11 protein-coding genes are annotated in these 13,068 nt (G+C 61.2%); 7 read left to right on the forward strand and 4 right to left on the reverse strand.

Annotated elements, in window-relative coordinates; translation table 11 throughout:
• Nucleotides 1-288: 288 nt before the first annotated feature.
• The 3 genes from clpB to rluD all read right to left on the reverse strand — a co-directional run bounded on the left by clpB (nt 289) and on the right by rluD (nt 4,667).
• On the reverse strand, nt 289-2,853 hold the full coding sequence (clpB, locus tag IB249_RS26850) for an ATP-dependent chaperone ClpB (RefSeq protein WP_192308987.1): 2,565 nt from the start codon (nt 2,851-2,853) through the stop codon (nt 289-291).
• Between the two features lie 129 nt (nt 2,854-2,982).
• Nucleotides 2,983-3,708 (reverse strand): peptidoglycan editing factor PgeF, encoded by a 726-nt coding sequence (gene pgeF / locus IB249_RS26855; RefSeq protein ID WP_192308989.1) that lies wholly within the window; start codon nt 3,706-3,708, stop codon nt 2,983-2,985.
• Entirely contained in the window at nt 3,705-4,667 is a 963-nt protein-coding gene (gene rluD / locus IB249_RS26860; protein WP_192308991.1) for a 23S rRNA pseudouridine(1911/1915/1917) synthase RluD, read from the reverse strand. The genes pgeF and rluD overlap by 4 nt, the downstream gene beginning before the upstream one ends.
• A gap of 151 nt (nt 4,668-4,818) precedes the next feature.
• Here rluD and IB249_RS26865 point away from each other — a divergent pair, with 151 nt between their 5' ends.
• Complete coding sequence (locus IB249_RS26865) at nt 4,819-5,841, forward strand: outer membrane protein assembly factor BamD (protein WP_192308993.1); 1,023 nt, start codon at nt 4,819-4,821, stop codon at nt 5,839-5,841.
• A 139-nt stretch (nt 5,842-5,980) separates the two neighbouring features.
• Here IB249_RS26865 and IB249_RS26870 read toward each other — a convergent pair whose 3' ends face one another.
• Nucleotides 5,981-6,712: a FadR/GntR family transcriptional regulator gene (locus IB249_RS26870; RefSeq protein ID WP_192308995.1), complete on the reverse strand. Its 732-nt coding sequence runs from the start codon at nt 6,710-6,712 to the stop codon at nt 5,981-5,983.
• A gap of 358 nt (nt 6,713-7,070) precedes the next feature.
• On the opposite strand from IB249_RS26870, the gene IB249_RS26875 reads away from it, so the two are divergent.
• From IB249_RS26875 to IB249_RS26900, 6 genes are all read left to right on the forward strand, one after another.
• Nucleotides 7,071-8,081, forward strand: coding sequence for a mandelate racemase/muconate lactonizing enzyme family protein (locus IB249_RS26875; protein ID WP_225607216.1), 1,011 nt, complete (start codon nt 7,071-7,073; stop codon nt 8,079-8,081).
• Between the two features lie 79 nt (nt 8,082-8,160).
• Nucleotides 8,161-9,099, forward strand: a complete 939-nt coding sequence (locus tag IB249_RS26880) for an AEC family transporter (RefSeq protein ID WP_192308999.1) — start codon at nt 8,161-8,163, stop codon at nt 9,097-9,099.
• A gap of 55 nt (nt 9,100-9,154) precedes the next feature.
• Nucleotides 9,155-9,649: a cupin domain-containing protein gene (locus IB249_RS26885; protein WP_192309001.1), complete on the forward strand. Its 495-nt coding sequence runs from the start codon at nt 9,155-9,157 to the stop codon at nt 9,647-9,649.
• 161 nt (nt 9,650-9,810) lie between these two features.
• Nucleotides 9,811-10,044, forward strand: coding sequence for a PP0621 family protein (locus IB249_RS26890; RefSeq protein ID WP_192309003.1), 234 nt, complete (start codon nt 9,811-9,813; stop codon nt 10,042-10,044).
• Entirely contained in the window at nt 10,034-11,620 is a 1,587-nt protein-coding gene (locus IB249_RS26895) for a sensor histidine kinase (RefSeq protein ID WP_192309005.1), read from the forward strand. Before IB249_RS26890 ends, IB249_RS26895 begins: the two co-directional genes overlap by 11 nt.
• Nucleotides 11,621-11,622: 2 nt before the next feature.
• The gene (locus IB249_RS26900; protein ID WP_192309007.1) at nt 11,623-12,954 is read left to right on the forward strand and encodes a sigma-54-dependent transcriptional regulator; all 1,332 of its coding nucleotides are present in this window, start codon (nt 11,623-11,625) and stop codon (nt 12,952-12,954) included.
• Nucleotides 12,955-13,068 lie beyond the last annotated feature (114 nt).

Raw genomic sequence — 13,068 nt, forward strand, 5'->3', positions numbered from 1 at the left:
TTCAAGTTACAACAGTGAAGCTTGCTTCACCTCTTCAACCCGTTCGCATCGCTGCGTTCGTGTGTCTGAGGCGCGCTATTCTACAATCTTAAGCACCTCTGTCAACCCCTAAATCGCTTTCAAGTTAATGATTTGCAACTTATTTCAGATTTCTGCCCAGTGAGCGGAAACCCTTCCGGGTGACTGACTGCGGGGCGCACTTTACAAGCCTTTTCCTTTGAGTTCAACAACCTGACGAAAAAAAGGCCTCGCAATGCGAGGCCTCTTCGTTTCTACCGCCCGTCGGGATCAGGCAAAGACGATCTCGTCGTTCTCCACCACACCCTTGGCGATGTCGCCGGGCATGAAACGGCCCGACAGGATCAACTGCGCCAGCGGGTTTTCGATCCAGCGCTGGATCGCTCGTTTGAGCGGCCGTGCGCCGTACACCGGGTCGTAACCCACCGCGATCAGCTTGTCCATGGCCTCCGGGCTGAGTTCGAGTTTCAGCTCGCGCTCGGCCAGGCGACTGCGCAGACGACCCAGCTGGATCTCGGTGATGCCCGCGATCTGATCCCGTGCCAATGGCTCGAAGATCACCACTTCGTCGACCCGGTTGATGAACTCAGGCCGGAAATGCGTGGAAATCGCATCCATCACTGCCGCGCGCTGCGCTTCACGGTCACCGACCAGTTCCTGGATCTGCGTCGAGCCCAGGTTGGAGGTCATGACGATCACGGTGTTCTTGAAGTCCACCGTGCGGCCATGACTGTCGGTCAGGCGACCGTCTTCCAGCACTTGCAGCAGGATGTTGAACACATCCGGATGGGCCTTCTCGACCTCGTCCAGCAGGATCACCGAATAAGGCTTGCGACGCACCGCCTCGGTCAGGTAACCGCCTTCTTCATACCCGACGTAGCCCGGTGGCGCACCGATCAGGCGAGCCACGGAATGTTTCTCCATGAACTCGGACATGTCGATGCGCACCATCGCTTCTTCGGTGTCGAAGAGGAACTCGGCCAGCGCCTTGCACAACTCGGTTTTACCGACACCGGTCGGGCCGAGGAACATGAACGAGCCACTGGGCCGATTCGGGTCGGCCAATCCGGCCCGCGAACGCCGTACCGCGTTGGACACCGCGACCACCGCTTCTTCCTGGCCGATGACGCGCTGGTGCAACAGGCTTTCCATTTTCATCAGCTTGTCGCGCTCGCCCTCGAGCATTTTCGACACTGGAATGCCGGTCCATTTCGACACGACTTCAGCGATCTCTTCTTCGGTCACCTTGCTGCGCAGCAGCTGGTTTTCACTCTGGCCATGCTGGTCGACCATCTGCAGGCTGCGCTCCAGGTCCGGGATCACCCCGTATTGCAGCTCGGCCATGCGGTTCAGGTCACCTTTACGACGCGCCGCTTCCAGTTCCTGGCGGGACTGTTCGATTTTCTGCTGGATCTGTGCAGAACCCTGGACTTCGGCTTTCTCCGAGTTCCAGATTTCTTCGAGGTCCGAATACTCGCGCTCGTGGCGAGCGATTTCTTCCTGGAGTTTTTCCAGGCGCTTGATCGCCGCTTCGTCGCTTTCCTTCTTCAGTGCCTGGGATTCCACCTTCAACTGAATCAGGCGGCGCTCCAGACGGTCCAGCACTTCCGGCTTGGAGTCGATTTCCATGCGGATGCGGCTGGCGGCCTCGTCGATCAGGTCGATGGCCTTGTCCGGCAACTGGCGATCGGTGATGTAGCGATGGCTGAGCTTGGCCGCAGCAATGATCGCGCCGTCGGTGATCGCCACCTTGTGGTGAACTTCATAGCGTTCTTTCAAGCCACGCAGAATGGCGATGGTGTCTTCTTCGCTCGGCTCGTCCACCAATACTTTCTGGAAGCGCCGCTCGAGGGCCGCGTCCTTCTCTATATATTGGCGGTACTCGTTGAGCGTGGTCGCGCCGACGCAGTGCAACTCACCGCGGGCCAACGCTGGCTTGAGCATATTGCCGGCATCCATCGAACCCTCGCCTTTACCGGCGCCGACCATGGTGTGCAGCTCGTCGATGAACAGGATGATCTGCCCTTCCTGCTTCGACAGTTCATTGAGCAGGGCTTTCAGGCGCTCTTCGAATTCGCCACGATACTTGGCGCCAGCGATCAGCGCCCCCATGTCCAGGGACAGCAGGCGCTTGCCCTTGAGGCCGTCCGGCACTTCGCCGTTGATGATGCGCTGGGCCAGGCCTTCGGCGATCGCGGTTTTACCGACGCCCGGCTCACCGATCAACACCGGGTTGTTTTTTGTCCGGCGTTGCAGCACCTGAATCGTGCGGCGAATTTCGTCGTCACGGCCGATCACCGGATCGAGCTTGCCTTCTTCGGCCCGCTTGGTCAGGTCGACGGTGTACTTATCCAGTGCCTGACGCGATTCCTCGTGGTTGGCGTCATTGACCGCTTCGCCACCGCGCAGGTTGTTGATGGCGTTTTCCAATGCTTTCTTGCTCACACCCTGGCCGAGCAGCAATTTGCCGAGCTTGCTGTTCTCGTCCATCGCGGCGAGCAACACCAGCTCGCTGGAAATGAACTGGTCGCCTTTCTGCTGCGCCAGGCGATCAGCCTGGTTGAGCAAGCGCGCCAGGTCCTGCGACATGTTCACGTCACCGGTCGGGTTCTGGATCTTGGGTAATTGGTCGAGCTCTTTGGTCAGCTCTTTACGCAGGCTGTTGACGTCAAAACCGACCTGCATCAGCAGGGGTTTGATCGAACCACCCTGCTGTTCCAGCATCGCCTGCATCAAGTGCGCAGGCTCGATGCCGGGATGATCAAGGCCGACGGCCAGGGATTGGGCGTCGGACAGGGCTAACTGTAATTTGCTGGTTAAACGATCTATTCGCATGGGTCACCTTCCTATGGAGCAGGCCGGACCAATAAACATCCTGAATGAAGAAGCCTGCCAGATACCGTTATAGATGCGGTCGATTCTGGGAGTTTCAAGCGTCCTGACGTTGATGCAGATCAGACAAGTCTAGCGTTCAAGCCAGATAAGGGAGGCAAACCGACCCGTGCGCGGATGGCGGCGGTAGGAAAAGAAGCGGGGGTCGGTCACGGTACACAAACCGCCACCATACACGGCTGTGACACCCCGGGCAGCCAGACGCAGGCGCGCCAGCTCATAGATGTCCGCCATGAGCTTGCCTTCATGGGCGCCAGGGACGAACGCCCTGGCCGATTCCGGCACCTGCCGGACGAAGGCTTCCCGGACTTCCGGGCCGACTTCAAAGGCTTGCGGGCCGATAGCCGGGCCGAGCCAGACCAGCACGTCCCCGGCTGGAACGGCCAAGGTGTCGAGGGTTGCCTCCAGCACGCCCGCCGCCAACCCGCGCCATCCGGCGTGGGCCGCGGCTACGCGGGTGCCGGCACGGTCACAAAACAGCACTGGCAGGCAGTCGGCCGTCATGGCCGCGCAGGCAATGCCGGGCGTCGCCGTCCAGCTCGCGTCGGCGGTGGCGACCTGGCCGGGGTCGGCATGGGCCACGGCAATGCCGTGCACCTGTTTCAGCCAGGCCGGCTGGATGGAAAAGCGTTCGGTGAGGCGACGACGGTTCTCGGCGACGGCTTCGGGGCTGTCATCGACGTGATCGCCAAGGTTGAGGCTGTCGAACGGCGCCAGGCTGACGCCGCCCGTACGGGTGGTCACACAGGCCTTGACCCCGGCAGGCGCAGGCCAGTCGGGAATCAGCCAGTCACTCATCCGACGAACGCCTCGCGGTCCTGCTTGAGCAGGGTCAGCAGCCAGACGAAATCCTCCGGCAGCGGCGACTCCCAGCTCATGCGTTCACCGGTACTCGGGTGTTCCAGCTCGAGGAATCGCGCATGCAGGGCCTGGCGCGGGAAGTTTTTCAACGACTCGACCATGGTCGGATTCGCGGCCGGCGGGATACGGAAGCGACCGCCGTAGGCCGGGTCGCCGACCAACGGGAAGTTGATATGCGCCATGTGCACGCGAATCTGGTGCGTGCGACCGGTTTCCAGCTTGACCCGCACGTGGGTGTGGGAGCGGAAGCGCTCGAGCACGCGGTAATGACTGACGGCCTGCTTGCCCCCTTCCATCACGGCCATGCGCTGGCGTTGCTGACCATGACGCCCGATGGGCGCGTTGATCTTGCCGCCGGCGGTCACCACGCCGATCACGATGCACTCGTAGATGCGACTGACACTGCGGCTCTGCAATTGTGCGACGAGTTTTGTCTGCGCCTGAATGGTCTTGGCCACCACCATCAGTCCGGTGGTGTCCTTGTCCAGGCGATGCACGATACCGGCGCGGGGCACATTGATGATGTCCGGCACGTGGTGCAGCAGGGCGTTGAGCAAGGTGCCGTCAGCATGGCCGGCGGCAGGGTGCACCACCAGGCCGGCGGGCTTGTTGATGACCAGGATGTCGTCATCTTCATAGACGATATCCAGTTCGATGTCCTGGGCGACCCATTCACCCTGGGCTTCCTGCTCGGCAGTCAGCTCGAGGATGGCGCCACCGTGCACGATGTCTCGCGGGCGGATGACCGCTCCATCCACAGTCAACCGGCCCTCTTTGATCCAGGCGGAAAGGCGCGAGCGCGAGTGCTCGGCAAACAATTGTGCGGCGACTTGATCGAGGCGTTGGCCGCCCAATTCGGACGGCACCTCTGCGCGAAGTTCTATTTTATCGGACATGCTCGGACTAGGCGTCGGCACAGCCTTTGGTTTCGGCTGCGCGCTTGTGGTTAAATACGGCGTCTTTTGCCCCGAGGCTATTCAACGGGGCGCTCATCATAACAGGACGGCCTCGCCCAAGACAGCGGCCGTCATAGGGACGCAAGCCGCCATGCAAGTGAAACACCTGCTGCTGATCGCCATCCTCGCATTGACCGCCGCTTGCTCATCGAAGGAAGTCGTAGACGAAAACCTCAGCGAAGTCGAGCTGTATCAACAGGCTCAGCATGACCTGGACAACAATAGCTACACCGCCGCCACAGCCAAGCTGAAGGCGCTGGAGTCGCGTTATCCGTTCGGGCGCTACGCCGACCAGGCTCAACTCGAGCTCATCTACGCCAACTACAAGAACACCGAGCCTGAGGCTGCAAAATCGGCCGCCGAGCGATTCATTCGTCTGCACCCGCAGCACCCGAACGTGGATTACGCCTATTACCTCAAGGGGCTGACCTCGTTCGACCAGGACGTTGGCCTGTTGTCGCGGTTCCTGCCGCTGGACATGACCAAGCGTGACCCGGGTGCTGCCCGCGACTCCTACAACGAGTTCGCACAGCTGACCAGCCGCTTCCCGAACAGCCGTTACTCGCCGGACGCCAAGCAGCGCATGATTTACCTGCGCAACCTGCTGGCGGCCTACGAGATTCACGTGGCCGACTACTACCTGACCCGTCAGGCCTACGTGGCCGCCGCCAACCGTGGCCGCTACGTGGTGGAAAACTTCCAGGAAACCCCATCGGTCGGCGACGGCCTGGCGGTGATGACCGAAGCCTACCAGCGCCTGCACCTGGACGAACTGGCCGCCACCAGCCTCGAAACCCTGAAGCTCAACTACCCGAACCACCCAAGCCTGGTGGACGGTCAGTTCGTGCCTTCGATGGACGAAGCCGACAACCGTTCGTGGCTGAGCAAGGCCACCCTGGGCCTGATCGAATCCCGTCCACCGCTGCCGCCGGGAGAAACCCGCGCCAACCAGGACGTCCAGAAGCAATTCCAGGACGCCAAGGATGCAATCCCGAACGAGCTCAAGCCTAAAGACGAAAATGGCGACGTGATCGAAGAAGAAGAGCACGAAGCGGAAGGTAACAACGAAGACCGCTCCTGGTTCAGCTACATGACTTTCGGCGTGTTCGACTAAGCGCTGATCGGCCAAACCGATTCGGTTGACCGCAGCCACAAAAAAATCCGATGCCAGCTGGCATCGGATTTTTTTTGCCAGGGGCAAAGCACTTGGCTGCTTGTAGAACAACGAAACAACAAGCCCCGCCGTGGCTCTCTCAGAAGAACCTGATCTCGTAACCAAAGCGCGATGCCGCACTGACGATGTGTTGGCCCATGATCTGCCGTGCTGCGCCGGCATCCCGGTCGATGAATGCCTGCACCAGTTCCTCATGCTCGCCACGGGCGGCATGCGGAATATTGCTGAACACCGGGCCACGCCGCGCGAAGTTCATCGTGATCAATGCCCGCATGGGTTCCAGCACGGTGCGAATCATCGTTTCCAGGTAATCGTTGCCTGACGCGGCGGCCACCGCCCGATGAAAGTCCAGGTCGGCGTTGACCGTGTCCAGCGTCGGCTCGCCCTCATACTGCATGCGCAGGACCGCATCCTGGATGGTTTTCAGCTTGCGCGGCGTCATGTGCGTCGCCGTCAGCGCGGCGGCCTGGCTTTCCAGGATGGCTCGCACTTCAAACATGTTGCGAATCGTATTGTCGCCGTCAAGCAACGGCGCGTTTTCCGGCAAGGGCGCACGCTCCGCCGCCGGCGCCGCCGCAACGAAGACCCCCACGCCCTGGCGCGACTGAATCAGCCCTTGCGCCCGAAGCGTGGCGATGCCTTCGCGCACGACGTTGCGGCTGACTCCGAAGTTTTGCGAGAGAAACTGTTCGGTGGGCAGCCGATCTCCCGGTCGCAGTCGGCCCGAGGCTATTTCATCGCTCAGCGATCGAGCGATGTGCTCGGCCAGATGAGGTCTGCGCGACACGGGCTGCACGTTCATTTCACTCATGCTGAGTCATCCCTTTTACTTGTCTACTTAATCTACATCAGAAGACTTGTTCCAGACAGGAATAACTGAAATTACTCAATCGAAGTAATCATTAAATACATATACATCAATAGGTTATGCACAAATAATCGACCGAATCAGAAAGGCGCCTACTTGTTCTGTTGAAGGACAACTGAACATCATTTAGGTTGATTTGCACCTGGACGCGGTTAAACCCACAAATCCCCGCGCTCCTTGTACAACCTGCCGGAGGCGTCGCTCCATGAAAATTGCCAGCATCGAAACCATTGCACTTCGAATCCCCTTCACCACTGGCGGCCGGTCTGCCGGCGGAGTCTGGGGGCCGAAGGATCTGCAGATGGTCGATTCACTTGTGGTCAAGATCACCACCGACGACGGCATTGTCGGCTGGGGCGAAACCTTCGGGTTCACCGCCATACCGGCAGTGAAAGTGGTGATCGACCAGATCCTCGCCCCGGAACTGATCGGCTGCGATGTCTCGCGGCGGGAGAAATTGCAGGGCGACTTGCAAAAGAAATTTCACGTCTTCGGGCGCAGCGGCGCGTTCATCTACGGCCTGTCGGCAATCGATATCGCGCTCTGGGATATCGCCGGCAAAGCCGCAGGCCAACCGGTCTTCAAGCTGCTCGGCGGCAGTGAAGCCACGTCGCTGGCGGCGTATGCGAGCCTGATCCGCTACGCCGACGCGGACCTGATTCGCACCAACGTGAAGCGTGCGGTCAACGCGGGCTTCCGCCACCTCAAGTTGCATGAGGTGGATGTCGAGGTCATTCGTGCTGCCTGTGAAGCCGCAGGCCCGGGCGTCGAGATCACCCTGGACGTCAACGCTCCATGGACCGTGCGCGAAGCGCTGGACATCGCCGAACAACTTCGTCCGTTGAACCTGCGCTGGATCGAAGAACCGGTGTGGCCGCCGGAAAACTATGCCGGCCTGGCAACGGTGCGCAAGCACGGCGGCATCCCCGTGGCGGCCGGAGAGAACGCGTCGACGCTCATGGATTTCCAGCACCTGCTCGAGGCCGGCGCGGTGGATTTCGTGCAGCCGAGCCCGGCCAAGATGGGCGGTATCACCGAACTGCAGAAAGTCTATGCGCTGGCCAATGCCCATGGCGTCACAGTGATGGTCCACGCCTTCTACGACGGCCCTGGCCTGCTGGCTGCCGTGCACGGGAGTGCGGCCCTGGGCGGCGCGAAATCCCTGGTGGAATGGCGCTACTTCGACCTCGAAGCGCAACTCTATGGCGACGCCATCATTCCGCGTAACGGCCGCATCGACGTACCGCAGGGACCGGGGCTAGGCCTCGAACCTGACCAGGACGTCATTCGCGACTACCGCATCGAAGTCTGACCCCGCTGGCCGCCGGTGCCTGGCGGCCTTCCCGAGCCTTTTCCACAGTCTTGATAAAAATAAATACGAGGATTGAGCCATGTTTGACAGGATCGTAGGGCCCCTCTTGCCCGTCGCCTTTGTAATCGCCCTGGGTTTCATCGCCGGCAAACGCGGGCGACTGACCCAGTCGGACAGCCTGCTGATCAGCCGCCTGGTGCTCGGCTGGATCTTCCCGGCGCTGTTATTCGCGGGCATGGCGAGCACGCCACGGGAACAACTGTTCGATTTCAAATTCGTCCTGGCCACGTTCATCGGCATCATGGGCATGTACATCCTCGCATTGGCCATCGGCTGGTGGCGCCATCGCGATCTCAAGGTGGCGACGCTCAAGGGCTTCGTCAACGGTTACCCGGACGCCGCGTTCATGGGCATCCCCATTCTGGGCGCCATGTACGGAGCGGGCAGCATCTATTCGGTGCTGGTGCTCAACCTGGTGGCGAGCCTGGTCATGATTCCGCTGACAACCATGTTGCTGACCATTGCCGACGGCAAAGGCAGCGGCAGCCAGGCATTCATGTCGAGCCTCTCGGGCGCGGTACGCCGTCCGCTGATGTGGGCGCCGGCCCTGGGCATCGTGCTCTCCCTGCTGCAGATCAAGCTGCCGCCCCTCGCGGCCGAGTCCCTCAACCTTCTGGGCAAGGCAACACCGGGCGTTTCACTGCTGTGTCTGGGACTGATCATGTCGTCGGAGAAGCTGAAAATGTCCGGTGAAGTGTGGGGCAACCTGGGGCTCAAGTTGTTCATCCACCCGGTCCTGATGTTCGCCGCCACCGTCGTGCTGGGCGTGAATGGGTTGTATGCCCAACAGATGATTCTGTTGTGCGCGCTGCCTTCGGCAACGATCCCGGCGATGTTCGCCAACCAGACCGGTGCTTACCAGAGCGAAGCCGCGACCTCCATCCTGGTCAGTACCGTGCTGTCCATCCTGACATTTTCGGTGGCGATCTACCTGATCGACGGCGGGCTTGCGGCCTGACCCGTGGCGAACGCCATGACGACTTCAACCAAAACCGCGTACCGAGGTGTCCATCATGATTCACAAAACCGCAATGACGGCAGCGCTGGCAGCCTTGCTGGCGACGAGTGCACTCCTGCCAGTGGTGCAGGCCCAGCCTTTGCCACTGGACAAAACCGGCTCGGTCCACAACGAGGACGTGGAATGGCGCAGCTTTCCCGCCTTCCCTGCGGAGGTGAAACTGGCCGTTGTGGCCGGCGACCCGAGTAAACCGGCGCCTTATGTGGTCAGGGTCAAGGTGCCGAACGGCATCCGGCTGATGCCCCACACGCACCCTGAAGACCGCATCTATACCGTGATGTCCGGCGTTTTCTACATTGGTTTTGGCAGTGTGTTCGACCCGGACAAGCTGGTCGCGTATGGCCCGGGCAGCGTGGTGATACTCCCGGCCAACACCCCGCACTTCCACTGGGCGCGGTCCGGCGCGTACATCTCGCAGGTGTACGGGACTGGCCCGCTGGGTATCGAGTACATCGATAGCCATGACGACCCGCGCACGGCATCGAAGTAAATTCGTGCTGGCACGACCTCGCCGATCCGCCAACGCTTGACGGATCGGCGCCAGCCTCGCGAGGGTGGGTCTTTTATCGTGCGCATTTGCACGCCGACAGGCTGTGCGCTGCCCATGTCATTGGCTAGACTGCAGCATCTCTCCTGATAAAGCAGCCCATCATGCTTCGTTTATTGTTCTGGATCGCCCTGATTGCCGCCGCCGTATGGTTCTGGCGCAAGTTCAAGGGGTCGAGCAGCGCACCAAGGCCTCCTGCCGAACCGCAGGCCGCCCCCATGGTACGTTGCGCCCATTGCGGCCTGCATCTGCCCCGCGACCGCGCGCTGAATCTCCAACAACAGTGGTACTGCAGCCAGGCTCACCTTGAGCAAGGCCCGGGCCCCAGTGACCGCTGAGGCATCCCGCCCCGACAGCAAACAGGCGCAGCGACTGCTGCGCCTCTATCATCTCTACCGCCTCAGTATCGGCATCACGCTGGTGCTGCTGATTTCCAGCAACCTGGACAACCAGTTGCTGACCTCCACCAATGACGGCCTGCTGCGCAATGGCAGCTGGCTGTACCTGGTGCTCAACATTCTCTTGGTGGTCTTCCTCGAGAACATCCGACGTCCGGCGCAACTGTTCAGCCTGGCGTTGATCGACGTTCTGATGCTGTGCAGCCTGTTCTATGCCGCCGGCGGCGTCGCCAGTGGTTTTGGCAACCTGCTGGTGGTCTCGGTGGCCATCAGCAATGCGTTACTGCGAGGACGGGTCGGCCTGCTGATCGCCGCCGTCGGCGCGCTTGGCATTGTCGGGCAGACCGTACTCCTGAGCCTCGGCCACCCCGCCAGCCCCAACGACTACCTGCAAGCCGCCACGCTGGGCGCACTGTGCTTTGCCGCCGCCTTGCTGGTGCAGGGGCTGATGCAACGCGTGGAAGTCAGCGAGATCCTCGCCGAACAGCGGGCCAGTGAAGTCGTGGAGCTCGAAGCGCTCAATGCCTTGATCCTGCAGCGCATGCGCACCGGCATTCTGGTGCTCGATGACCAACAGCGCGTGCAGTTGGCCAATCACAGCGCCTTGGTGCTGCTCGGCCGGGACACGCTTGAAGGTCAACCCATCGACGCCTGTTCGCCCGCGCTGATCGAACGCCTGCACTTGTGGCAGAACAACCCGACATTGCGCCCCCAGAGCCTTAAGGTCGCTGGCAGCGGGCTGGAGCTGCAACCGAGCTTCATTGCCCTGGACCAGAGTGCGAACCGTCAGACCCTGGTGTTTCTCGAAGACCTGGCGCAAATCACCCAGCAGGCGCAACAGCTAAAGCTGGTGGCACTCGGTCGCCTGACAGCGGGGATCGCCCACGAAATACGCAACCCGCTGGGTGCCATCAGTCACGCCGCCCAGCTGTTGCAGGAATCGGAGGAACTGAACGGCGCGGATCGGCGTCTGACCCAGATCATTCAAGATCACTCGCAGCGCATGAACCGGATTATCGAAAACGTCCTGCAACTGTCCCGTCGCCAGCAGACCGTGCCGCAACGGCTCGACCTGAAGCCGTGGCTGGAAAGGTTCGTCGCCGAAAGCCGCGAAGGTGCGCTCGACCACCAGCAGATTCACCTGGACATCGGCCAGGGTGATTTCAACACCTTGATGGACCCGAACCAACTGACCCAGGTTCTCGACAACCTTGTGCGCAACGCCTGGCGCCACAGCGCACAGATACATGAGCGGGCGCAGGTCTGGTTGAGCCTGTTCATCGATGCCGACACCCAACTGCCGATCATCGAGGTGCTGGACGATGGCGCCGGCGTTCCACCGGAGCAACAGGCGCATTTGTTCGAGCCGTTCTTCACCACCAGTGCTCAAGGCACCGGCCTGGGGCTTTATCTGTCCCGAGAGCTGTGCGAAAGCAACCAGGCCCGCCTAGACTTCAAGTCACACCAGGGCGGCTGCTTCCGCATCACCTTTGCTCACGGACGGAAACAAAGTTGAACATGAGCCAACCGCAAAAAGTCTTGATCGTCGACGATGAACCGGATATTCGCGAACTGCTGGAAATCACCCTGGGACGCATGAAACTCGACACCTTCAGTGCTCGAAACCTGGGTGAAGCACAGTCCTTGCTCAAGCGCGAGACCTTCGACCTGTGCCTGACCGACATGCGCCTGCCGGACGGCACGGGCCTCGATCTGGTGCAACACATCCAGCAACGCTACCCGCAACTGCCGGTGGCGATGATCACCGCCTACGGCAGCCTGGAAACCGCGATCAACGCGCTCAAGGCCGGGGCCTTCGATTTCCTGACCAAACCGGTGGACCTCACCCGCTTGCGCGAGCTGGTCGGCAGCGCCCTGCGCATGCCCGCGCCAGGCAGCAGCGTCGACCGCCGCCTGCTAGGCGACTCGCTGCCCATGCGCAACCTGCGCAAGCAAATCGACAAGCTGGCCCGCAGCCAGGCACCGGTCTACATCAGCGGTGAATCCGGCAGTGGCAAGGAGCTGGTGGCGCGATTGATCCACGAGCAAGGCCCGCGCGCCAACCAGCCCTTTATCCCGGTGAACTGCGGGGCGATCCCGTCGGAACTGATGGAAAGCGAGTTTTTCGGCCATCGCAAAGGCAGCTTCAGCGGCGCCATCGAAGACAAACCCGGGCTGTTCCAGGCAGCCCATGGCGGCACGCTGTTTCTGGATGAGGTGGCGGATCTGCCCCTGGCGATGCAAGTCAAACTGCTGCGCGCGATACAGGAAAAGGCTGTGCGCAGCGTCGGTGGCCAACAGGAAACCGTGGTCGATGTACGCATTCTCTGCGCCACCCACAAAGACCTCGACGCCGAAGTCGCCGGCGAACGCTTTCGTCAGGATCTGTACTATCGGCTCAACGTCATCGAGCTACGCGTACCACCTTTGCGCGAACGCCGCGACGACATCGAAACGCTGGCCGGCCATGTGCTCAAGCGGCTTGCCGCGAGCAGCGGCCAACCCGTCACCAGGCTGCATCCGCAGGCCCTCGACGCGCTCAAGGGCTACCGTTTTCCCGGCAACGTGCGAGAGCTGGAGAACATGCTCGAGCGGGCGCACACCTTGTGCGAAAACAAGCAGATCGAGGCCGGCGACCTGCGTCTGGCCGAAGGCAATTGCTCCGCAGACAGTGGCGTACCGGACCTGACGCAGATCGACAACCTGGAAGACTATCTGGACAACGTCGAGCGCAAGCTCATCCTCCAGGCCCTGGAGGAAACCCGCTGGAACCGCACGGCGGCGGCGCAGCGGTTGAATTTGTCGTTCCGGTCGATGCGTTACCGGCTGAAGAAATTCGGCCTGGATTGAGCCCCCTTCGCGAGCAGGCTCGCTCCCACAGAATCTGCGTCGTTCACAACATTTGAATCGACCCGTGGGAGCATGGCTTGGCGGCCGAGGCGATCCGACAGACGCCCTATCGAG

Origin of the sequence: Pseudomonas sp. PDM04 (assembly GCF_014851765.1) — a bacterium.
Lineage (GTDB): Bacteria > Pseudomonadota > Gammaproteobacteria > Pseudomonadales > Pseudomonadaceae > Aquipseudomonas.

Coding starts and splice junctions, on each gene's coding strand:
- IB249_RS26875 (WP_225607216.1), top strand. CDS start 7,071: ATGGTCGATTCACTTGTGGTCAAGATCACCACCGACGACGGCATTGTC.
- IB249_RS26885 (WP_192309001.1), top strand. CDS start 9,155: ATGATTCACAAAACCGCAATGACGGCAGCGCTGGCAGCCTTGCTGGCG.
- IB249_RS26865 (WP_192308993.1), top strand. CDS start 4,819: ATGCAAGTGAAACACCTGCTGCTGATCGCCATCCTCGCATTGACCGCC.
- clpB (WP_192308987.1), bottom strand. CDS start 2,853: ATGCGAATAGATCGTTTAACCAGCAAATTACAGTTAGCCCTGTCCGAC.
- rluD (WP_192308991.1), bottom strand. CDS start 4,667: ATGTCCGATAAAATAGAACTTCGCGCAGAGGTGCCGTCCGAATTGGGC.
- IB249_RS26900 (WP_192309007.1), top strand. CDS start 11,623: ATGAGCCAACCGCAAAAAGTCTTGATCGTCGACGATGAACCGGATATT.
- pgeF (WP_192308989.1), bottom strand. CDS start 3,708: ATGAGTGACTGGCTGATTCCCGACTGGCCTGCGCCTGCCGGGGTCAAG.
- IB249_RS26880 (WP_192308999.1), top strand. CDS start 8,161: ATGTTTGACAGGATCGTAGGGCCCCTCTTGCCCGTCGCCTTTGTAATC.
- IB249_RS26890 (WP_192309003.1), top strand. CDS start 9,811: ATGCTTCGTTTATTGTTCTGGATCGCCCTGATTGCCGCCGCCGTATGG.
- IB249_RS26870 (WP_192308995.1), bottom strand. CDS start 6,712: ATGAGTGAAATGAACGTGCAGCCCGTGTCGCGCAGACCTCATCTGGCC.